The 22,187-nt window shown below is 67.8% G+C and carries 15 protein-coding genes; 9 read left to right on the top strand and 6 right to left on the bottom strand.

Annotated features, from left to right (window positions below; all coding sequences use genetic code 11):
- Positions 1-3 precede the first annotated feature (3 nt).
- The 6 genes from SCNU_RS15495 to SCNU_RS15470 all read left to right on the top strand — a co-directional run bounded on the left by SCNU_RS15495 (position 4) and on the right by SCNU_RS15470 (position 8,681).
- Entirely contained in the window at positions 4-948 is a 945-nt protein-coding gene (locus tag SCNU_RS15495) for an ABC transporter permease (RefSeq protein ID WP_009680341.1), read from the top strand.
- 56 nt (positions 949-1,004) lie between these two features.
- Positions 1,005-3,023, top strand: a complete 2,019-nt coding sequence (locus SCNU_RS15490) for a dipeptide/oligopeptide/nickel ABC transporter permease/ATP-binding protein (RefSeq protein ID WP_175284111.1) — start codon at positions 1,005-1,007, stop codon at positions 3,021-3,023.
- On the top strand, positions 3,020-3,880 hold the full coding sequence (locus SCNU_RS15485) for an ATP-binding cassette domain-containing protein (RefSeq protein WP_009680339.1): 861 nt from the start codon (positions 3,020-3,022) through the stop codon (positions 3,878-3,880). The genes SCNU_RS15490 and SCNU_RS15485 overlap by 4 nt, the downstream gene beginning before the upstream one ends.
- Positions 3,881-4,018: 138 nt before the next feature.
- Entirely contained in the window at positions 4,019-5,596 is a 1,578-nt protein-coding gene (locus SCNU_RS15480) for a sulfatase family protein (protein WP_009680337.1), read from the top strand.
- A gap of 2 nt (positions 5,597-5,598) precedes the next feature.
- The gene (gene leuC / locus SCNU_RS15475) at positions 5,599-7,083 is read left to right on the top strand and encodes a 3-isopropylmalate dehydratase large subunit (RefSeq protein WP_009680336.1); all 1,485 of its coding nucleotides are present in this window, start codon (positions 5,599-5,601) and stop codon (positions 7,081-7,083) included.
- A 5-nt stretch (positions 7,084-7,088) separates the two neighbouring features.
- On the top strand, positions 7,089-8,681 hold the full coding sequence (locus SCNU_RS15470; protein WP_139026049.1) for an AMP-binding protein: 1,593 nt from the start codon (positions 7,089-7,091) through the stop codon (positions 8,679-8,681).
- 116 nt (positions 8,682-8,797) lie between these two features.
- On the opposite strand, the gene SCNU_RS15465 is transcribed toward SCNU_RS15470, so the two are convergent.
- The 4 genes from SCNU_RS15465 to SCNU_RS15450 are packed head-to-tail and all read right to left on the bottom strand — an operon-like array spanning position 8,798 to position 13,963.
- The gene (locus tag SCNU_RS15465; protein WP_009680334.1) at positions 8,798-10,468 is read right to left on the bottom strand and encodes a dipeptide ABC transporter ATP-binding protein; all 1,671 of its coding nucleotides are present in this window, start codon (positions 10,466-10,468) and stop codon (positions 8,798-8,800) included.
- Positions 10,465-11,418 carry an ABC transporter permease gene (locus SCNU_RS15460; protein WP_009680333.1) on the bottom strand — a complete coding sequence of 318 codons (954 nt, stop codon included), beginning with the start codon at positions 11,416-11,418 and terminating at the stop codon, positions 10,465-10,467. Before SCNU_RS15460 ends, SCNU_RS15465 begins: the two co-directional genes overlap by 4 nt.
- Positions 11,415-12,374 (bottom strand): ABC transporter permease, encoded by a 960-nt coding sequence (locus tag SCNU_RS15455; RefSeq protein WP_009680332.1) that lies wholly within the window; start codon positions 12,372-12,374, stop codon positions 11,415-11,417. The genes SCNU_RS15460 and SCNU_RS15455 overlap by 4 nt, the downstream gene beginning before the upstream one ends.
- Before the next feature lie 2 nt (positions 12,375-12,376).
- Positions 12,377-13,963, bottom strand: a complete 1,587-nt coding sequence (locus SCNU_RS15450; protein ID WP_009680331.1) for an ABC transporter substrate-binding protein — start codon at positions 13,961-13,963, stop codon at positions 12,377-12,379.
- A gap of 199 nt (positions 13,964-14,162) precedes the next feature.
- On the opposite strand from SCNU_RS15450, the gene SCNU_RS15445 reads away from it, so the two are divergent.
- Positions 14,163-16,517 (top strand): arylsulfatase, encoded by a 2,355-nt coding sequence (locus SCNU_RS15445; protein ID WP_009680330.1) that lies wholly within the window; start codon positions 14,163-14,165, stop codon positions 16,515-16,517.
- Positions 16,518-16,696: 179 nt separating this feature from the next.
- Positions 16,697-17,680 carry a TauD/TfdA dioxygenase family protein gene (locus SCNU_RS15440; RefSeq protein WP_009680329.1) on the top strand — a complete coding sequence of 328 codons (984 nt, stop codon included), beginning with the start codon at positions 16,697-16,699 and terminating at the stop codon, positions 17,678-17,680.
- Between the two features lie 74 nt (positions 17,681-17,754).
- On the opposite strand, the gene SCNU_RS15435 is transcribed toward SCNU_RS15440, so the two are convergent.
- Both SCNU_RS15435 and SCNU_RS15430 read right to left on the bottom strand, forming a co-directional pair.
- The gene (locus SCNU_RS15435; RefSeq protein WP_009680328.1) at positions 17,755-18,180 is read right to left on the bottom strand and encodes a VOC family protein; all 426 of its coding nucleotides are present in this window, start codon (positions 18,178-18,180) and stop codon (positions 17,755-17,757) included.
- Between the two features lie 324 nt (positions 18,181-18,504).
- Positions 18,505-18,717, bottom strand: a complete 213-nt coding sequence (locus SCNU_RS15430) for an RNA-binding S4 domain-containing protein (protein WP_139026047.1) — start codon at positions 18,715-18,717, stop codon at positions 18,505-18,507.
- Positions 18,718-18,776: 59 nt separating this feature from the next.
- Here SCNU_RS15430 and lysX point away from each other — a divergent pair, with 59 nt between their 5' ends.
- Positions 18,777-22,172 carry a bifunctional lysylphosphatidylglycerol synthetase/lysine--tRNA ligase LysX gene (gene lysX, locus SCNU_RS15425; RefSeq protein WP_009680325.1) on the top strand — a complete coding sequence of 1,132 codons (3,396 nt, stop codon included), beginning with the start codon at positions 18,777-18,779 and terminating at the stop codon, positions 22,170-22,172.
- The last annotated feature ends 15 nt before the right edge of the window (positions 22,173-22,187 follow it).

Genomic DNA, 22,187 nt, shown 5'->3' with positions numbered 1-22,187 from the left:
CAAATGCTGAAACTGATCGGCTATCGGATCGCGGCACTGATACCGGTGCTCCTGGTCATCAGCGTGGTGAGCGTCGGACTGGTGGCGCTGCTTCCCAGCAACGCCGCCGAGAAGATCGCGGGCGACGCCGCGACGCCGGAGCAGGTGGCGCAGGTGAATGCTGAGCTCGGCCTCGACCAGCCCTGGTATCAGCAGTACTGGGATTGGTTGACGAACGCGGTGCACGGCGACTTCGGCTACTCGTTGATCGACCACACCCCGGTTCTCGGGCTGGTGCTCGATCGGCTGGCCGTCACACTGTCGCTGGCGCTGGTGGCTGCGGTGATCGGACTGGTGCTCGGGGTGACTGCGGGGACCATCGCCGCATTGCGCGCCGGCTCGCTCCTCGATCGAGCGATCACCGTTCTCTCCTCGGTGGCACTTGCGATGCCCGCCTTCTGGATCGGCCTGATTCTGGTCTCGGTCTTCGCCCTCCAGCTGGGGTGGCTGCCCGCAACCGGATACGTGCCGCTCTCGACCGACCCGATGGGATGGCTCGAGTCGGTGATTCTTCCCGGCTTCGCGCTGGGTCTGATCGTCATGGCGATGCTGGCGCGGCATGCGCGCGCCTCGATGATCGAAGCCCTTCAGATGCCGCACGTGCGGACCGCCCGTGCCATGGGGCTGCCGGTGCGCAGCGTGATCGGCAAGCATGCATTGAAGAGCTCGCTGAGTCCGGTCATCACCACCATGGGCTTCCAATTCGCCTACCTGCTGGGCGGGGCCGTGGTCATCGAGAAGGTGTTCGGCATCCCCGGAATGGGCGACCTCGCATTGACCGCGGTGACCGACACCGACATCCCGATCATCCAAGCCGTGATCGTCACGACCGGTGTCTGTGTCGCACTCGCGCAGCTCGCCGTCGACGTCACCTACGGCTATCTGAACCCGAAAGTGAGGATGTCATGACGATCGCGCCGGAACATCCGGGCCGTGACAGTGCCAGTCCCGATGAGGTGAAGTCCATGAGCGAGACGATCGACAAGCCGCGACGACGTGCGCGCCGGGCCGGAGCCGAACAGCCGCGCACACGTTGGGGCAAAGTCCGGTCGCGTGTGCGACGTGATCCGGTCGCGATCGCCGCGCTGGTCGCCTTGCTCGTGATCCTGATCTGCGCCCTGATCCCCTCAGTGATCGCTACGCACGATCCGCTCGCCACAGATCTGGCGTCGACACTGCAGGGGCCGTCGGCGGAGCACTGGCTCGGCACCGACAACCTCGGACGCGACGTCTTCTCCAGGCTGGTCTATGCCAGTCGGATCGCCGTCCTCGCAGCGGCGGAGGCAGCCGGAATCGCCATGCTGATCGGCATTCCGCTCGGGCTGATCGTCGGATTCGTCGGCGGCCGCCTCGATGACGTGGTGATGCGCATCGTCGATGGGTTCACGGCCCTCCCCGGGCTGATCGTCGCGATCGCCGTGATCGCGGCCATGGGCCCGGGCATCCACAACGCGATGCTGGCGGTCGGCCTCGTCTTCTCGACCACCTTCGTCAGGGTCACGCGCGGTGAGGTCTTGTCCGCGAGGCGACACCAGTACGTCGAGGCCGCACAGGTGATCGGCACGCGCACGCCGGCGATCATGGTCAAGCACATCTTGCCCAACATCATCGGACCGATCGCGGTCCAGGTGTCGCTGACATTGGCCGCCGCATTGCTGGTCGAAGCCGCGCTGAGCTTCCTCGGCCTCGGCGCGCAACCGCCGGATGCGAGTTGGGGTGTGATGGTGTCGGAGGCGGGGAACTACCTGCCGCAGGACCCGTTCCTGATCTTTCCGCCCGGCGTCGCGATCGGTATCACCGTCCTGAGTCTGAATGTCCTCGCCGACACCGTTCTCGGTGCGCTGCGTGACGAACCGATCCGCACGCGCTGGCGCAGGCACCGTGCGGCGCTGTCCGGAGCAGCGACGCCTCCGGCCGTCACGGTCACGGAGTCCGCGAGCCGGGAACCGGAGCGGGAGGCCGAACCGGCTGCGGCACTGAGCGTTCGCGGACTCGACGTGCTCGCGGCTCGCGGAAGCGAGGTCATCTCGGTACTCGACGATGTGAGCTTCGACGTGGCACCCGGAAGCACGCTCGGCCTGGTCGGCGAGTCCGGCAGCGGCAAGACCATGACTGCGCTCGCCGTCATGGGGTTGTTGCCGCAGAACGTGCGAAGGACTGGCGGCGGAATCTGGCTGGCCGGGGACGATCTGTCGACGATGTCGGGCTCGGCCCTCCGGGACGTTCGCGGTGATCGGATGGCCATGGTGTTCCAGGAGCCCTCATCTGCGCTCGATCCGGCGTTCACCATCGGGAATCAGATCGGCGAGGTGTTGCGGCACCACAAGGGCATGACGAAGACGCAGGCCCGCGAGAAGGCTGAGCATCTCCTCGATCGCGTCGGGATCCGGAACCCGCGCCAGTGCCTGGACAACTATCCGCATGAACTCTCCGGAGGCATGGCTCAGCGTGTGATGATCGCTCTCGCGATCAGCTGCGATCCGGAGGTGCTGATCGCTGACGAGCCGACCACCGCGCTCGACGTCACGCTCAAGATCCAGGTCGCCGACCTTCTCAAGGACATCCAGGCTGAGAACGGCATGGCGATGGTGTTCGTCACCCATGAGTTGGGGATGGTCGCAGAGGTGGCCGACCGAGTCGCCGTCATGTACGCCGGAGAGGTAGTCGAAGAGCAGGCGGTCGACGACCTCATGCGTTCACCACTGCATCCGTACACGGCGGCGCTGCTGGACTCGAGTGCGCAGGGGCGCCCTCGGGGAACCGAACTCGGTGTCATACCCGGCAGCGTTCCGTCGCCGGGCAATCGACCCAGCGGCTGCCGATTCTCCCCGCGCTGCTCGTTCGCCACTGCGGAGTGCGTCAGTGCCGCGCCGGTTCTGGCGGACATCGGCGCAGCGACCGCGCGATGTGTTCATCCGCTCGGGCATCCAGACATCCGCCGGAGTCCCGTCGCGCATCAGATCGATGGATTGGAGGCGATGTGACGTCGGCATTGCTTGAGATAGAGGACCTGCGCATCGAGTACCGGAAGCCGGGTCTGCTGCGACGCAAGGAACCGTTCGTCGCCGTGGACGGGGTGAGTCTTCGCCTCGAACGCGGACAGACACTGGGGCTGGTCGGTGAATCCGGCAGCGGGAAGACGACCCTCGCGCGCTCTGTGCTCTGCCTGGTGGATCCGACAGCGGGTCGGATCGAGTTCGACGGCACCGATGTCACCGGGTTCAGGCGAGCCGGCATCGGCGGCACGACGCGGCGGGTGCCGCATTGGTACCGCCGCCGGGTGCAGGCGATCTTCCAAGACCCCACCGCGAGTCTCAATCCGTCCTGGTCGGTTCGCGACATCGTGGCGGAACCGTTACGCGTGCACACGGACCTTCGTGACGACGCCGTCACTCGGAAAGTCGCGACTCTGCTCGACCAGGTCGGGCTGGACCCGTCCCTCGATCACCAACGGCCTGCGGCCTTCTCCGGTGGACAGCGTCAGCGCATCGGAATCGCCAGGGCTCTGGCCACCGAGCCCGACCTGATCGTGTGCGACGAGCCGGTGAGTGCGCTGGACGTCTCCACTCAGAGCACCATCGTGAACCTGCTGAATCAGGTTCAGCGGGACACCGGTGTCGCCTATCTGTTCATCGGTCACGACCTCGGCCTGATGCGGCACATGAGCGACAGGCTCGCCGTGATGTACCACGGGCGGCTGGTTGAGGAGGGGCCGGCGGAAGACGTGTACCACCGACCCGCCGACGACTACACCCGCAGGCTGCTCGATGCCGCTCCCGGCTTCGATCCGGCGGAGCAACGTCGCAAACGAGAGTTGCGGCGCCCCGTGGCCGCAGGCTGACGCGCTTCGCCGACCATCGACGCCCGCGAATGAACAGGGAACCGCCGTGACGATACGGATTCACCTTGACCAGCACCGGGAGCCGCAGTTCGCGGACCCGAGACGCGCCTACATCCCGGATACGGAGAGGACCACCCCGTGAACGATCAGCAGGAACCGAAACGGCGGCCCAACGTCGTCTTGATCATGGCCGACCAGCTGCGGGCCGACCACGTCGGGTTCGGCGGGAACACGGTCGTGCGCACCCCGAACCTCGATCGCATCGCGGAGCGCGGCGCGCGATTCGACAGGGCCTACGTCGCGAACCCGATCTGCATGCCGAACCGCGCGAGCCTGCTGACGTCGCGAGTGCCCTCCGCACATGGAACCAGGTTCAACGGCATCCCGGTGGACCCGGATGCGAACACCTTCGTGCGGCAGCTTCGCGCAGGCGGCTACCGCACCATGCTCGTCGGCAAGGCACACTTCCAGAATCTGGGCAATCGTCCCGACTTCGCCGCGCAGCTCACCGCTGGTGATCTGCCCACTCCAGGAATCGACCGGCGCCGGGAACCCGGCTGGGACCGCTGGGAGGACGTCGACCTCCACAGTCGAGAGCTGGTGGAGATGCCGGCCGACTACTACGGATTCGATCGCGTCGAACTCGCGCTGGATCATGCCGACTACGCCGGCGGCCACTATGAGCACTGGCTGAGGGCTCGTGGCTTCGATCCCGCGAACCGGGGTGTCGAACATGCGAAACAGGTCTATGCGGGATGGGATCAGGTCTATCAGCCGGAGATGCCGGAGGACTGTTACCCCACCGCGTGGGTCGGTGAACGCAGTGCGGCGATGATCGCCGAGGCCGCCGCCGACGATGCACCGTTCTTCATCCAGTGCTCATTCCCGGATCCGCACCACCCGTTCTCTCCGCCCGGACGCTTCTACGACATGTACGACCCCGACGACATCCCGCTGCCGGACACGTTCGACGACCCGCATACGGACTCCTGGCAACGCATCCGGGACATGGTGGCGCATCGGGGCGAGCAGCGGGGGAGCTCGATGTCGGCGTTCGCGCCGAGCGCCGAGCAGTTCCGGGAGGCCGCGGCCCGCGAGTACGGCGCCATCACGTTCATCGATGAGGCGGTCGGTGCGATCGTCGAAGCCTTGGAGTCCGCGGGAGTGCTCGACGACACCGTCGTCGTCGTCACCAGCGATCACGGTGACATGTTCGGGGACCACGGACTGATGCTCAAGATGGGATTGCACTACGACGGCTGCGTCCGCGTACCGCTGGTGTTCTCCGGGCCGGGCGTTGCGCCGAGCGCCAGCCGATCGCTGGTCTCGTCGCTCGACGTCGGTCCGACGATCCTCGACCTGGCCGATGTCGAGCAGTTCCAAGGCATGCAGGGCATCGGACTCACCGGGTTGTTCGACGACTCGGATAGGCGAGTTCGCAGCGCCGTGTACATCGAAGAAGACCAGATGTTCGACGCCTTCCGGGTGGGCCGTCCGACGCAGATGCGAACCGCGATCACCGCCGATGCACGCATCACCGTCCTGCACGGCAGCGACGACGGTGAGCTCTACGACCTCGCGCAGGATCCCGATGAGATGCACAACCGCTGGCACGATCCGGCCTTCGCGGAGCTCAAGGCGAGGATGCTGATGACCCTGATGCAGGCTCAGATGGAGCACACCGACACCACACTGCGACCGACCGCGATGGCCTGATCGTGACAGTCGACCGAGAGCAGACGCCGCGCACCCTGCTCGACAAGCTCTGGGACGAGCACGTGGTCGTCGCGGGCGACGACGGTCGCCCGGACTTGATCTATGTCGATCTGCACCTGCTCCACGAGATGACCTCACCGCAGGCGTTCGCCGGACTGCGGGCGGCGGGACGCCCGGTCCGGCGGCCGGACCTCACGATGGCGACCGAGGACCACAACGTCCCGACATTCGGCGGGGAATCCGCCGTCACCGACCCGCTCAGTCGGCTACAGCTCGATCTGTTGCGGACCAACTGCGCCGAGTTCGGTGTCCCCGTGCATCCGATGGGCACCTCCGGTAACGGGATCGTGCACGTCATCGGACCGGAACAGGGGCTCAGCCAACCGGGTGCGACCATCGTCTGCGGAGACTCCCACACCGCGACCCACGGCGCGCTCGGCGCATTGGCGTTCGGGATCGGGACGTCCGAGGTCGAGCACGTGCTGGCGACCCAGACCCTGTGGATGCCGCGGCCGCGGACCATGAGCGTCCGGATCGACGGTGAACCAGCGGCGGGCGTTCTTGCCAAGGACATCGCATTGCATGTGTTGTCGACCATCGGGCCGAACGGTGGCGCAGGCTGTGTCATCGAGTACTGCGGCGAGGCGGTCGAGGCGATGACGATGGAGCAGCGGATGACGCTGTGCAACATGACGATCGAATGCGGAGCGCGGGCCGGAGTGATCGCTCCGGACCAGGTGACACTCGACTATCTGCGGGGCCGAGGCCGGGCTCCGGCAGGCGTGGCGTGGGAGCGCGCCGTCGACTACTGGGCGAGCCTGCGCAGCGACGCCGGCGCGGTCTTCGACAGAGCGGTCGTCTTGAATGCGGCAGATGTCGAGCCGACGGTCACGTGGGGGACGTCGCCTGCGCAGACTGTGAGCATCGACGGGGTGGTCCCCGACCCGGAGACCGGATCCGACGCCGCCGCAGTACAGGCCGCGCGTCGTGCCATCGCGTACATGGATCTGAGCCCCGGGCTCCCGGTCCGTGACATCTCGGTCGACACGGTGTTCATCGGGTCGTGCACCAACGGTCGTCTCGAGGATCTGCGGGCGGCGGCAGAGGTGCTGCGCGGGCGGACCGTGGCGTCGGGAGTCACCGCGCTGGTCGTGCCGGGGTCGCGTGCGGTTGCGGCAGCGGCGGAGCGGGAAGGACTCGATCGGGTGTTCACCGCATCCGGATTCTCCTGGCGCGAACCCGGGTGCTCGATGTGCACTGCCATGAATCCCGATGCACTCGGGCCGGGCCGGCGATCGGCGTCGACCAGCAACCGGAACTTCGAGGGGCGGCAGGGCGACGGGGCGCGCACGCACCTGGTGTCGCCGGCGGTCGCGGCGGCGACGGCGGTGACCGGCCGGCTCACCGCGCCGCATCACCTCGACGGCGGCACCGGATCCAGACCTGCCGCGATCCGAACGACGACAGAACTTGAGAGAAAGCAGTGAAGCAGATGCAACAAACCAGCGGCGAATCCGCACACCACAGGTCGATCGGCACCATGCTCCAGCACTGGGCGCGAGAGCGTCCGAACTCGACTGCGATAGCGGTGGAGGGCGCCCAGTCGCGGACCTTCGCGGAATGGCTGCAACGCAGCAGCGCGATCGCGAACGGACTGCGTGCTCGTCTCGGCATTCGAGCAGCTGACGACCGGCGGGCCCAGCCGGTGATCGGCTTCATCGGCAAGAACGCGGTCACCTGGGGTGAGGTGATGGCGGCGGCGTCTTTGACGGGAGCCTGCGCGGTGCCGCTCAATTGGCGCCTCAGCCGCCGGGAGACGGCGCAGATCGTCGAGGATTCCGGGGTTGCCGCCGTCGTCGCCGAGGCGGAGTTCCTGCCGCTGCTCGGCTATGCGGTGCCGGAGGACGGCCGCGACAGACTGATCGTTTACGGGAGCGAACCCCAGGACTTCGAGAACTGGCTGGCGGATCAGACCGCCTCGGGCGACTTCGCATCGCCGGAGCGTGAGGACATCGCGCTCATGGTGTACACCTCCGGAACATCCGGTCGTCCCAAAGGCGTTGAGCTCTCCAACCGTTCGATCAGTGTCAACCTCTCGTCCGAAGTGCCGTGGGACATCCGGCCCGGTGATGTGGTGATGGTGCCCGCTCCGAACTTCCATCTCTCAGGTACCGGGTGGATCTTCTACTGTCTCGCCGTGGGCGCGGCATCGTTGCACGTGCTGGAGATCGTTCCCGAGAAGGTGCTGGACATCTTCGCCTCGGGCGGTGTGCACCATGCGCTCACCGTGCCCGCGGTGGTGCATGCGCTGGTGCAGCACCCGACGGCGCGCGAACGCACCTATCCGGAACTGCGCACCCTCATCTACGGCGGATCCCCGATGTCGCCGACGATCGCCGACGCCGCGGCCGAGACCTTCGGGTGCGACCTGGTCCAGTCGTACGGGATGACCGAGACCTGTGGACCCATCACCTTTCTGGGGCCGGAGGATCATCGTCGCGGCGGAGCCCGACTGGCGTCCGCGGGCCGGGCCACCTCGGTCGTGGAGATGGGGATCTTCGATCCGATGACAGCGCAGCGCCTGCCCGACGGTGAGGTCGGCGAAGTGTGGACCCGCAGCGCGATGCTGTTGTCCGGCTACCGGAATCAGCCCGAAGAACTCGCGGCGGTGCTGCGACCCGACGGCTGGTTCCGAACCGGAGACGTCGGCTATCTGGACGGGGACGACTATCTGTTCCTGTGTGATCGAGCGAAGGACATGATCGTGTCCGGAGGAGAGAACGTCTATCCGATCGAGGTGGAGAACGTCCTGATGGAGCACCCCGGAGTGGCCGAGGCCGCCGTGATCGGAGTGCCGGACGAGCGGTGGGGTGAGACAGTCAAGGCGGTCGTCGTCCGAGCTGATCGGGCGCCGGAGGTGACGGAGGAGGAACTGGCAGTGTTCTGCCGTGAACGCCTCGCCCACTACAAGTGCCCGACCTCCGTCGATTTCACGGCGGGTCTGCCGCGGAATCCGAGCGGCAAGATTCTGAAGAAGGACCTGCGCCGCCCGTTCTGGGAAGGGCGGGAACGCGCCATCGGGTGACTCCAGCCGGGCGCAGACCCCCGTCATCACAACACCAATGCGAGTTCACACCCTGAGCTGAGGGGGTGAACTCGCATTGATGTTGTGATGACGGGGTCGGGGAGGGGGCTCCGGCGTCAGCCTGCGGGCAGCAGCTCGCGGCCGAGGCGGTCTCGCTCGGGATCGGGGACGGGGACCGCGTGCACCAGAGTGCGGGTGTAGTCCGTGGCGGGCTGCACGAAGATCCTTGTCGCACTGCCGGACTCGACGACACGCCCGGCCTTGAGGACGGTGACGCGGTCGGACACCTGGCGCACGACCGCGAGGTCGTGGCTGATGAACAATGCCGCGAAGCCGATGTCGGCCTGCAATTGCGCGAAGAGCTCGAGGACGCGCGCTTGGACGGAGACGTCCAGGGCGCTCGTCGGCTCGTCGGCGATGAGCAGCTTCGGATCGGTCGAGAGCGCACGGGCCAGCGCGACGCGCTGACGCTGCCCGCCCGACAACTCGTGGGGCAGGCGAGATGCGAACGAGGTCGGCAACTGCACGGCCGACAGCAGTTCGGCGACCCGGGCCGCACGTGAGCGGCGGTCCCCGATCCCCTGGATCTCCAACGGCTCCCGGATCGACTCGGCGACGGTGAACCGCGGGTCGAGAGAGGCGGTCGGGTCCTGCGGAACGAAGGCGATGCGTCGTCGTGCCGCTCGGAGATCCTTGCCGGAGAGTTCGGTGAAGTCGTCGCCGTCTACCAGGATCCGACCGCCCGACAGCGGCAGCAGACCGCCGATGGCCCGGCCGAGAGTGGTCTTCCCGGAGCCGGATTCGCCGACCACACCGACCACCTCACCCGGTTCGACCACCAGCGACACGTCCGACAATGCGACGTGCGGGGCCGAGCCGAACGAGCCAGGATGCTCGACGGTCACCCCGTCGACCACCACGACCGGCGTCGGGCCGTCACTCGCGCTCGCGGCGTGGTGCCTGCCGTCGCGCGACGCGACATCGAGACGGGGAACGGCGGCCAGCAGTTGACGCGTGTACGGGGCGGCCGGGGCGGCGAAGATCTGTCGGACGTCACCGGTCTCCACCGTCTCGCCGAGCTGTACGACGACGACGCGGTCCGCGATCTCCGCGACGACCCCGAGGTTATGGGTGATCAACAGGATCCCCGCATCGGTCCGGTCGCGGAGGCGCACGAGGAGATCGAGGATCTCCCGCTGCACCGAGACGTCGAGCGCGGTGGTCGGTTCGTCGGCCAGCAGCAGGGCGGGCTCGCCGGCGAGGGCGAGCGCGATCACCACGCGCTGCTTCTGTCCGCCGGACAGTTGGTGGGGATAGTACGAGGCACGGTCGGCGGCGTCGGGGATGTCGACCAGCTCGAGCAGTTCGACGGCTCGTGCGCGAGCCTGCGCCCGGGTGAGCCTCCGGTGCCGGGTGAGTGCCTGACGGAGCTGCCAGCCGATGGTCTGCACCGGGTTGAGCGCGGTCTGCGGTTCCTGGAAGACCATCGCGACGCGCTCCCCGCGGATGGCGGTGAGCTCCTTCTCCGACAGGCCGAGCACCTCCTGGCCGTCGACGCGTACCGATCCGGTGGCGGTGGCGCCGGAGGGGAGAAGGCCGATCGCCGCCTTGGCGGTCATCGTCTTGCCCGATCCGGATTCGCCGACCAGCGCGACGATCTCGCCGCGATCGACGCGGAGGCTGATGCCCGCCACGGCCGGCCGCGGATAGTCGAAGGTGACGTGGAGGTCGGTCACCTCGAGAGCCGGAGTCCCGCGCTCGGCGGCGGGTACGGAGTGGTCGGTCATCGGAGGTTCCTTCGGTCGTTCGAGATCGACTGCGCGATCAGGTAGAGGCCCAGGACGAGGGCGGAGATGACGATCAGCGGTCCGAGGGAGAACCACGGGTTGGTCTCCAGATAGTTGTTGCCCGCGGCGATCAGACCGCCGAGCGATGGGGTCGGCGGTACGACGCCGACCCCCAGATACCCGAGCGCACCTTCGATGAAGACGCCCAGCGAGAGAGACAGCGCCAGCTGGACGCCGAGTGCCTCGACGGAGTTCGGCAGAACGTGTCGCAGCAGGATGCGACCCGCGCTCGCGCCGCTGACCCGGGCCGCCTCGACATACGGCTGTTCGCGGACCCGAAGCACCGAGGTCCTCACGAGACGGCCGAAGACGGGGATCTCGGCGACGGCGATCACGATGCCGACGGTCGTGGCACCGGGCCCGAGAATCGCGGCGAGCGCGATGCCGAGGATCAGCGCAGGGAAGGCGAGGACGACGTCGAAGGCACGCTGTGCCAGGCTGTCGGCCAGCGGAGTGGACACTGCGACCAGGCCGATCAGTGTGCCGACCAGGGCTCCGATCGGGACGGCGATCGCGATGATCAGCAGATCGATCCGGATGCCGACCAGGGTGCGTGCCAGCACGTCGCGGTTCACGTCGTCGGTGCCGAACCAGTGCTCGGCGCTGGGCGGGAGCAGGTACGCGCCGTCGATCTGCTGGTCGGCACCGTACGACAGCAGCAGTGGGCCGAAGAGCCCCGCGGCGACGACGATCAGCACCAGGAGCGTGCCGATGAGGCCGGAACCGTGCAGCAGACTTCGGTAGAGCGGGGTCCGGGTATGGACTTCGTCACGGTCGGTCGGCGACTCCGGGACCAGGCCGGGGTCGACGTCGTGGATCTCGTCGGCGGGAGTCGATTCGAGAGCGGAGGGGGACGCTGCGGGGGAGCGGGTTCCCGGAGAAGTCGTCACTGTGCACCAGCCAATCGGATACGGGGGTCGAGCCAGGCGTGGAGGACGTCGGCGGCGAGTTGGATCAGCACGAACGCCGTCACCGACAACAGGACCAGGACCTGGACGAGGGGATAGTCGCGGGCGGAGATGCCCTCTTCGGTGAGCAGTCCGAGGCCGGGCCACCCGAAGATGGACTCGACGAGGACGGCGCCGCCGAGCAGCGCGCCGAGAATCAGCCCGAACGCGGTGATCGTGGACGGCAGCGCGTTGCGAAGCGCGTGCTTGAGCACGACGTCGCGGTGGCTCGCACCGGTGGCGATCGCCGTGACGGCGTAGGGCTGAGCCAGTTCGGTCCGCAAGGACTCGGTCAGGAAGCGCGCGAGCATCGCGCCTGCGGGCAGACCGAGTGTGAGGGCGGGCAGCAGCAGGTACTGGGAGGTGATCCACAGGTCGTCGGTGAGGCCGGCCGGAGGCGTGCCACCGGCCGGAAGGACGCGCCAGTTGATACCGAAGACGGCGATGAGCACGGTGCCGACGACGAACGTCGGGAGTGCGATCGCCAGCGCGTTCACCCCGGTCAGGAGGGTGTTCAGCACCCGCCCGCGCCAGATCACGGCGCTCAGGCTCAGCGCGAGACCGAGCAGGACGGCGATGAGGGCCGCGGCCGCGGTCAGTGCCAGGGTGTTGGTGAGGCCGAACGAGATGAGGTCCCCGATGTCGCCGCCGACCTGATAGCTGGTCCCGAAGTCGAGCGTCGCCAGCCCGGCGATCCACGACCCGTACTGGACGAAGAATCCGCGGTCGAGACCGAGGTCGTGCCGGATCGCGGCGAGCTGGTCGGGACCGGCATCGGGGCCGGCGAGGGCGGCCTCGGGACCGCCGGGAATGAGACGGAGTACCGCGAAGACGAGGAGCGAGGCGACGAGCAGGACGACGATCGCCGTCGGGATCCTCCGGAGCAGATAGCCGGTCACGGTCAAGACCTCCGATCAGAGGTGGAGAGGTTGGTGTGGGCGAAGTGGAGCTGGTCGCGGCGGTCCCAGTCGATGTCGCGGACGCCCGGTGCCGCGGTGGCGTTCGGGATCACCACGCCGATCTCGATCAGGAACAGGTCGTCGAGCCAGACGCGGTCGAGCCTGCGGTACGCGTCGAGCGGCTGCGGTGACGCGGGGTCGGCCGTCTTCCAGGCGGCGTCGGCGGCCGCCGAGTACTCCGGGTTGGAGTAACCCGATGCGTTCTTCGCGGCGTTGAACGGATACGCGGAGACGGCGAGCGTCGAGGGGGTGAACTGGGCGAAGGCGTGCTGGAGGATCCACAGTCCGGAGAACTGGCCGCCGATCAGCTTCGTCGCCTGGATGGTCCGGTCGTTGGGGACCAGATTGCTGGTGATGCCGATCTCCCGCAGATTCGACTGCACGATCTCGGCGACGATCCGGTCCGAACCGCCGGTCGTGTAATCGAGATCGATCGGTGGGATCGGTCCGGCGTCCCGGAGCAGGTCGCGGGCACGCTGCACGTCTCGCCGGTAGGTCCGATTGCCCGCCTCGTCGTAGGCCGGCGACGTCTTGGGCCACGGCAGGTTCACCGGGTAGCCGGAGTTGCGGTAGACGTCCTTGATGATGCGGTCGCGATCGACCGCGTAGGCGATGGCGCGCCGGACCCGGGGATCGGCGAGTGCGGGATTCTTGACGTTGACGCCCACGTACACCTGCGTCTCTCCGCCGGTCAGCTGGATGTCGCTGAAACCGTAACGGCGCGTGGCGATCTCGTGATCGTTGTCGGTGAGTCCGCTGGCGACGTCGAGCTGTCCGGTCCGCAGTCGGGTGTACAGCGACTTCGGGTCGCGGGCCTCGACGAAGGTGATCGAGTCGAGCGGGGCGGCACCGCCCCAGTAACCGGTGTTCCGGGTGAGGTGCACCGACGAGTTCGGGGTCCAGGAGTCGAACCGGAACGGGCCGGTCCCGTTGAACGACTTGCCTGCCTTGACCTGGTCGATCTGCGATCCGTCGAGGACCGGCGCGGAGTCGAGGAGGTCGAAGATGTTGCCGACGGGATGGGCGAAGGTCAGCACCACTCGATGCGGATCGCTGACGTCGTAGTTCGTGATGGCGGCCGCGGTCCGTTTGAACTGCGGTGTCCACGGCCCGTCGAGGTAGGCGAGTAGGGACGCGCGCACGTCGGCGGAGGTGAACGGCCGGCCGTCGTGGAACCGGACGCCGTCGCGCAGGGTCAGCGACAACGACTTCCCGTCCGGCGTCAGGGCCCACGACGTCGCGAGCGAGGGACGCGGGCTCAGCTTCTGGCGGTCGTAGGTGACGAGCGTGTCGTAGACGTTCGCGAGCACGTGGCCGTTGACGCCGCCGGTACCGATCTGGAGGAACGTCTTCGGCTGCAGGTCGCCGAGCACTCCGACGCGCAGCTCCCCACCCGCCGTCACCGGACCGGTGCGGGGCGCGGTGCTCTGCTGTGCGTCGACCGCGCTGCGGCATCCGCCCAGGCCGAGCACGCCGACTACGGTCAGGAGGAGGACCCACGGTATTCGCGAGCGCGGATTTCGGAACATTCCTGGACTGCTTTCTCTTCGGGAGGGCGGCGCGGTCGAAGGTGACCGCGGTGATCTCGAGAAATCATTCGTCCTGATCGCCGGAATGTAATCATTTGCAGTCAGCCCGAATCTAATCTTTGACCAGCGATATTCGCGTGGGGCATCTTCGCGCAGTGCCGATATTCAAGTTCGGCGGATTCAGGCGAGGAGAGCATCGATGTCGATAGGTGAAGAGAATTCAGCAGTTCCCGGGTATGCACGCGGATACGACGATTTCGGGGGAACCGTCGGACGCACCACGTCCCGGTCGACGCCGTGGTGGCCGGCTGAGCCCGCTGCGCCCGCGAAGGCACCGAACATCGTCGTGGTGCTGGTCGACGACCTCGGCTACTCGGACATCGGGCCGTTCGGCGCGGAGATTCCCACGCCGAACATCGACCGCATCGCCGCGTCCGGATACCGGCTGAGCAACTACCACACGACCCCGGTCTGCTCGCCCGCGCGCGCCGCGCTGCTGACCGGCGTCAATCCGCATCGGGCGGGCTACGGCAGTGTCGCCAACTCCGATCCCGGATTCCCCGGGCTCCGACTGGAACTGGCCGACGATGTGCTCACGCTGCCCGAGATCCTGCGCGAATCGGGCTACGCGACCTTCGCCGTCGGGAAATGGCATCTGGTCCGGGACGCCGACATGAGCCCGGGGCGATCTCGGAAGTCGTGGCCGCTGCAGCGCGGCTTCGACAGCTACTACGGCTCGCTGGAGGGCCTGAACTCGTTCTTCAACCCGAATCAGCTCATCGCCGACAACTCGGTGGTCGACGTCGACGAGTACCCGGAGGGCTACTACGTCACCGACGACCTGACCGATCGAGCCATCGACCAGATCAAGGCGCTGCGGGCGCACGATGCGGACAAGCCCTTCTTCCTCTACTTCGCCCACATCGCGATGCACGGCCCGCATCAGGTCAAGGACGACGACCTGGCGCGCCACCGCGGCCGCTATGCCGAGGGCTGGGATGAGGTGCGCCGCAAGCGGTTCGCCAAGCAGGTCGCCGACGGACTCTTCGATCCGGGGACTCCGATCGCCGAGCGCAACACCGAACCCGGGTACGACGCAGCCCCCTGGGCGGACCTCACCGACGACGAACAGCGCAGGTACCAGCGCTATCAGGAGGTGTACGCGGCTCTCGTCGACAGCGTCGACCAGAGCGTGGGGCGGGTGCTGGGCCTGCTCGAGGACCTCGGCGAGCTCGACGACACCATCGTCGTCTTCACCTCCGACAACGGCGGGACGGCCGAGGGCGGCGCCACCGGCACGCGGTCGTACTTCAGCCAGTTCGTGCACGGCCCGGTGCCTCACGACTGGGAGCAAGACGTGCCGCACGAGGAGGACCTGATCGGTTCCGCCGAGCTCGGCGTCCACTACCCGCGCGGCTGGGGCCAGGCCTCCAACACCCCGTTCCGGTTCTACAAGGGCCAGACCTACGCGGGCGGTGTCCGCGTGCCGTTCGTCGTGTCCTGGCCCGCCGGGCTGCCGCGGGCGGACTCGGACAACGGTGTGCGGCGCCACTTCTCGTACGTCACCGACCTGGCTCCGACACTTCTCGACCTGGCCGGGGTGTCGACCCCGCCGACCAGGTTCGGCGTCCCGGCCGCCGAGCGCGATGGAGTCAGCATCGCGCAGGTACTCCGCGATTCCGCCGCCGAGTCGCCGCACACCGAGCAGTACGCGGAGTTCGGCGGGCATCGCGGTTTCTACCGGGACGGGTGGAAGCTGCTGTCGCTCCACGACAACGACCCGGCGCACGTCGACGCGCCGCGTTGGGAACTGTACGACGTGCGGACCGACCCCGCCGAGACGACGGACGTCGCCGCACTGCATCCCGAGGTCGTCGCCGAACTGGCGGCGGCCTGGGATGAGGCGGCGTGGCACAACACGGTGTTCCCGCTGTTCGACTCGCCGGCCGCCGCACAGCGTCGCCGTCCCGCGGAGGACGAGCGATTCGCCTCCCCGATAAGGATTCTCGCCGGCACGCCGACGCTCGAGCGGTATCGGTCGAGCCGGCTGATCGCCTATCGAGACTTCGATGCCGTCGTCGAACTGCGCGAGTGGTCGTCGACGGATGAGGGAGTCCTGGTGGCGCACGGCGATCAGCAGGGCGGCTACCTCCTCGCGGTCGAGGACGGGCAGCTGACGTTCGTCTACAACGCATACGGCCGGATCACCAGGGTGTCCGGGGAGCTGCCGCCCGGGACCCGGACGGTGACCCTGCGCGCCGCGGCGACACCGCAGGTGCGGTGGGATTTCGAGGTCTGGGCGTCGGGACCGAGCGGCGACGCGGTGGTCGCGAAGCTGCCGGCGGCCGTGCAGCTCGTCGGCATGGCTCCGTGGACGGGGATCTCGGTGGGACTGGACGCGCGCGGTGCCGTGGATCCCGAACTGCGACGGCGGCGGGGCGTCTTCCGCGCCGGCCCGGGCCTGGTCGCGGTCACCTACCGCCCCGGCGAGGTCCGGGTGCCCGCGAGCGTTCGACGGGAGATCGACGACCACGCCGCCGACCATGCGGACTGAGGCGGATCCGGACTTTCGATCACCCTGAATCAATCCCTCGCCCTGCGCCGGACCCGGTGATTTCATGAATTCACCGATTCGGTATCGACCCTCATCTCTTCGCCCGGCGATGAACCTATTTCTCGTCCTCATCTATTCGCGGGTTGAATCATCTCTTGAAGTCCCGAAAGGAATTCGTCATGACTGTCACAGCAATCGATAACCGCGCCGATCGTGAAGAGGCCGCGAAGAACGTCTATTCCAATGCGGGAATCACCGTAGACAAGCTCGGCGAGCATATCGGCGCCCGGATCAGCGGGGTGCGACTGGGCGGCGACGTGCCCGCCGAGCAGGCGGAGGCGATCCGGCTCGCCCTCGCCGTCAACAAGGTCGTGGTCTTCACCGACCAGCAGCACCTCGACGACGACGGCCAGTACGCGTTCGCCGAACTGCTCGGTGAGCCGACGCTGCCGCACCCGACCGTGACCTCCCGCGGTTCGCAGCTCCTGACCATCGAAGGCGCCGCCAACAGCTGGCACACCGACGTCTCGTTCGTCGACCGAGTGCCGAAGGCGTCGATCCTGCGCGCCGTCACCCTCCCGTCGTGGGGCGGAGCCACCACTTGGGCGTCGACCGTCGCCGCGTACGAGCAACTGCCCGCGCCGCTGCGTGCACTGGTCGACGGCCTGTGGGCCAAGCACTCCAACTTCTACGACTACGTGACGGCGGACCCGGATGCGGGCGACGAGGAGACTCGCAGGCGAGTCGACCACTACCGGGAGTTCACCAGCGCCGAATACGAGACCCTGCATCCGGTGGTGCGCGTCCACCCGGAGACCGGTGAACGCAGCCTCCTGCTCGGTCACTTCGTGAAGGAGTTCCCGGCACTCAAGCCCGCAGAGTTCGGGCCGCTGTTCCAACTGCTGCAGAACCGCATCACCCGACTCGAGAACACCTTCCGGTGGAACTGGAGCCTGGGCGACGTCGCGATCTGGGACAACCGCGCCACCCAGCACTACGGAATCGCCGACTTCGGCGGGCAGAAGCGGGAACTGCACCGCATCACGCTCGCGGGCGATGTGCCGGTCGGCATCGACGGCGAGTCGAGCCGGATCATCTCGGGTGACGCTTCGCACTACTCGGGCGTCGAAGAGGCCCGCAGGCTGGGGGTGTACGCGGCCTGACGAAGGTTCAGGCCATCAGTGAGGGCGGTCGGGCGCGGGCGTCCGGCAGCCTTCTCCGGTGCGTGGAACCGGAGTCACTGCTCCGCATCGCAGGAGAAGGCCCACATCACGCCGAAACGGTCGAACGTGTGCCCGTACCAGCCGCCCCAGGGAGCGCGAGCGAACGGCATCGCTTCACGTCCGCCGCCCTCGACGAGCTTCGCGATGTACTCACGGGCCTGGGCCGTCGTGTCGGTCGTGTACAACAGCGAGTAGGCGGTGCCCTGCACGGCGTAGTCGTTTCCGTCCGGCGCCGCATCACCGCCCGCGATGATGCCCCCGGCTGTCACCAGCGTCGCGTGCGCGACGGCTTGCGGATCCGGTTCGAACGGCATGCCGGGCATCGGGTTGTCGCCGTATCTCAGTATCTGGAGCTCGCCGCCGAATACCTGGTGCCAATGCTCCATCGCCTCGGCCGTGGTACCGGGCAGTGCGATGTACGTTGCGAGCGATTCGGGCATGTGCCTCTCCTCCGAACGGGTGACTACCAGTATGCGCGAGGCCGGATGAGCAGGGAAGGGCCGATGCCCGGACCAGCTCATACCCGCGCCCGGCGAGTGAGACCCGACTCTTTCCGTCGCGGACGCTAACGGCGGGGGCCTGTCGTGGCGACACTATAGATAGGAGCGGGTCCGGTCGCGGGCCGAATGGAGGGAATGTCATGCCGACCAGTCGCCAACGACGCAAGTCTTCGCGAACGATGATCGCGCGTGTCTTCGGTACCTGGCGCCGCGCTCCTCAGGCGCTCTCCGAACAGCGCGAACGTCTCGTCACCCAGCAGGAGCTCAGCGAGCTGCGACTCGCACGCTGACCCCGCCGAGCTCGACCACATCGCCCGGGCGGAGCTGCCGTCCCCGACGGGTGTCCGTCTCACCGTTCACCGACACCATGCCGTCGGCGATCACCGCCTTCGCGTCGGCGCCCGACTCGATCAGATTCGCCAGCTTCAGGAACTGTCCCAATCGGATGTTCTCGTCCCGGATCTCAATCTCGTCCACCAGTGCATTGTGCCGCGTCACCGGGTGCCGTTGACCGCCGGCGGTCGTATTTTGTTCCTATGACAGAACTGGAGACCGGCCACCGCGACACGGCGCCCAGCGCGGCGGCGCGGGAGGCGAGTCGGCATGCGACGGCGAATCGGCGGTCGTCGGCCACCATCGGCCGCATCTCCAACCCGAGCGGATTCGGCCGCCGCATTCCGCGGATCGCGGGCACGATCGTCGGCCTGCTCGCCACGGTGTCGCTGCTCTCCACGCTGATCCCGCCGTTCCGGCACCTCATCCGGGTGCCGCGCATGTTCGTCGACGACTACTTGTTCCCGATGCCGAGCACCAGCCTCGCCTGGACCGTCGTCCTCGGCCTGCTGGCGGTGTCGCTCTCGCTGCGCAAGCGGGTGGCCTGGTGGATCACCGTCGCATACCTGTCGCTGTACATGGTGCTGAACCTGCTGGTGGTGCTGATCGCCGCGTCCGACCCGAGCTGGGTCGACGAGTGGCGCGAGTCGGTGATCGGGCTGACGTTCAACATCGTCCTCCTCGTGGTGCTGATCGCCGGCTACCGGCAGTTCAACACGCGGGTCCGGCGCGGCGCCCTGCTGTCGGCGCTCGCGGTGCTCGTCGGCGGTCTGGCCGCGGGCACCCTCGCCGGATGGGCGCTGGTCAGCGTCGCGCCGGGCACGCTGGAGCCGCACGAACGGCTGCCGTACGCGTTCAACCACGTCGTCGCCTTCGCGACCATCGACGTCAAGTCCTTCGCCACCCACCACGCGCCGTGGATGGTGAACTGGGTGCTCGGACTGTTCGGTGCGCTGGCGCTGATCCTCGCGGCGATCGTCTTGTTCCGATCCCAGCGGCTCAGTTCACTGATGACCGAGGAGGACGAGCGGCTGGTGCGCGCGCTGCTCGAGGTGTACGGGGACGACGACTCCCTCGGCTACTTCTCCACGCGTCGGGACAAGGCGGTGGTGTTCTCTCCGGACGGCCGGGCCGCGATCACGTACCGCGTCGAGATGTCGACGGCGGTGGCGGGCGGTGATCCGGTCGGCGATCCGGACTCGTGGACGGAGGCGATCGCCGAGTTCGTGGCCCTCTGTGAGACCTACGGCTGGCATCCCGCGGTGCTCGGCGTCAGCACCCGGGGTGCCGAGGTGCTGCACGCGGCGGGGTTCAACGCGATCAACCTCGGCGACGAGGCGCTGATGAACGCCGCGGACTTCAGCCTGTCGGGCCCGACGATGAAGGGCGTCCGCGGATCGGTGTCGCGTGTCAAACGGCTCGGCGTCTCGGTGCGGATGCGTCGCATGAGTGAACTGTCGTGGGACGAGGTGGAGGGCGTGGTCCGCCGCGCCGACGACTGGCGGGACACCAAGGAGGAGCGCGGCTTCGCCATGGCCCTGGGCCGCGTCGGCGATCCGGCCGACGGCGACGCGCTCCTGGTGGAGGCCGTCGAGAACGAGGGCGGCGACGACGAGCGCGTGATCGGGATGCTGTCGTTCGTCCCGTGGGGCCGCAGCGGCGTCTCGCTCGACCTCATGCGCCGCGATCGAGGCGGGCCAAACGGCGTGGTCGAGACGATGGTCTCGGAACTGGCGCAGAATGCGGAATCGGTCGGCGTCACGAGGATCTCGCTGAACTTCGCGACCTTCCGCGACGTCTTCGAGTACGGCCCGCAGGTCGGGGCCCGGCCGGTGATGCGGCTGGTCTACGCGGTTCTGAAGTTCTTCTCGAAGTTCTTCCAGATGGAGTCGCTGTACAAGTCGAACGCGAAGTATCAGCCGATGTGGAAGCCGCGGTACATCTGCTACGAGGACAGCAAGGTGATCCCGCGCGTCGCGCTGGCGGCGATGGTCGCGGAGGGATTCGTTCAACTCCCGGGAAAGCATTGGCGAGCGAAGCATTACAAGACGGGCACGTCGTCGATCCCGGAAGGCGTCGACGTCGACGCCCTGGTGGCCGAGCTCGAGGTCGAGGCGCAGAGCCGGGTGGTGACCACCCTGCGGCGCCCCGAGCAGGTGCGGGTGCGCCTCGACAAGCTCGACCGGCTGATCGACGAGGGCGTGGACCCCTATCCGGTGGCACAGCCGCCGACGCACACGGTGGCGCAGGCCGCGGCGGCGGAGGCCGGCGAGACGGTCCGGATCGCTGGTCGGCTGACGCGGAAACGCGACTTCGGCAAGGTCACCTTCGCCGACCTGCACGACCAGAGCGGCGAGATCCAGGTCCTGGTCGAGTCGCAGGCGATCGTCGCCCAGCCCTTGGACTTCGCGTCGACCATCGACCTCGGCGACCTCGTCGAGGTCACCGGAACGGTCGGGACCAGCCGGTCGGGAGAGCTGTCCGTCCTGGCGACCGACTGGCGGCTCAACGGCAAGTGCCTGCATCCGCTGCCAGACAAGTGGAGCGGCCTCACCGACCCCGAGGCGCGGGTGCGTCAGCGCTACGTGGACCTGGCCGTCAGCGCGCGCAGCCGGGAACTGCTCATCACCCGCAGCGCCGTGGTCCGCGCCCTGCGCGATCACCTTGCCGCGCAGGGCTTTCTGGAGGTCGAGACGCCGATCCTGCAGCAGATTCACGGCGGCGCCAATGCGACGCCGTTCCGCACCCACATCAATGCGTACAACCTCGACCTCTATCTGCGGATCGCCCCCGAGCTGTATCTGAAGCGACTGTGTGTCGGCGGGATCGAGAAGGTCTTCGAGATGGGCCGGAACTTCCGGAACGAGGGTGTCGACTTCTCCCACAACCCCGAGTTCACCAGCCTGGAAGCCTATGCGGCGCACCACGATTACGAGTCGATGATGACGCTCACCCGCGAGATGATCATCGCGGCCGCCGTCGCCGCCAACGGTCGTGCGGTGATCGAGCGGACGGACGACGCGGGCGGGGTCGAAGTCGTCGACATCTCCGGCGAATGGCCGGTGAAGTCGGTGCACGCCGCGGTCTCGGAGGCAGCGGGTGCCGCCGTGTCACCGGAGTCGAGCGCGGACGAACTGCGCGAGATCTGCCGTGGACTCGGCATCGCGTACCGACCGGACTGGGACGCCGGCCACCTGGTGCTGGAGCTGTATGAGCACCTGGTGGAGGACCGCACCACGTTCCCGACCTTCTACAAGGACTTCCCGACGTCCACCTCGCCGCTGACCCGCGGGCACCGGAGCATCGAGGGCGTCGCCGAACGATGGGACCTGGTGGCCTGGGGCGTCGAACTCGGGACCGCCTACACCGAGCTCACCGATCCGGTGGAGCAACGGAAGAGGCTCACCGAGCAGTCGATCCTCGCGGCCGGCGGCGACTCGGAGGCGATGGAGATCGACGAGGACTTCCTCACCGCTCTCGAGTACGCGATGCCGCCGACCGGGGGACTGGGGCTCGGCGTGGACCGGATCGTCATGCTGATCACCGGGCAGTCGATCCGCGAGTCGCTGGCCTTCCCGCTGGCCAAGCCCCAGCAGTAGCCGGACGTCAGACCG

The organism is Gordonia neofelifaecis NRRL B-59395, assembly GCF_000192435.1.
Classification (GTDB): domain Bacteria; phylum Actinomycetota; class Actinomycetes; order Mycobacteriales; family Mycobacteriaceae; genus Gordonia; species Gordonia neofelifaecis.
The sequence above is the reverse complement of the archived record's forward strand: the minus strand, read 5'-3'. Positions and strand labels throughout refer to the sequence as shown.

Coding starts and splice junctions, on each gene's coding strand:
- SCNU_RS15495 (WP_009680341.1), top strand. CDS start 4: ATGCTGAAACTGATCGGCTATCGGATCGCGGCACTGATACCGGTGCTC.
- SCNU_RS15490 (WP_175284111.1), top strand. CDS start 1,005: ATGAGCGAGACGATCGACAAGCCGCGACGACGTGCGCGCCGGGCCGGA.
- SCNU_RS15470 (WP_139026049.1), top strand. CDS start 7,089: ATGCAACAAACCAGCGGCGAATCCGCACACCACAGGTCGATCGGCACC.
- SCNU_RS15465 (WP_009680334.1), bottom strand. CDS start 10,468: ATGACCGACCACTCCGTACCCGCCGCCGAGCGCGGGACTCCGGCTCTC.
- SCNU_RS15450 (WP_009680331.1), bottom strand. CDS start 13,963: ATGTTCCGAAATCCGCGCTCGCGAATACCGTGGGTCCTCCTCCTGACC.
- SCNU_RS15445 (WP_009680330.1), top strand. CDS start 14,163: ATGTCGATAGGTGAAGAGAATTCAGCAGTTCCCGGGTATGCACGCGGA.
- SCNU_RS15440 (WP_009680329.1), top strand. CDS start 16,697: ATGACTGTCACAGCAATCGATAACCGCGCCGATCGTGAAGAGGCCGCG.
- SCNU_RS15435 (WP_009680328.1), bottom strand. CDS start 18,180: ATGCCCGAATCGCTCGCAACGTACATCGCACTGCCCGGTACCACGGCC.
- lysX (WP_009680325.1), top strand. CDS start 18,777: ATGACAGAACTGGAGACCGGCCACCGCGACACGGCGCCCAGCGCGGCG.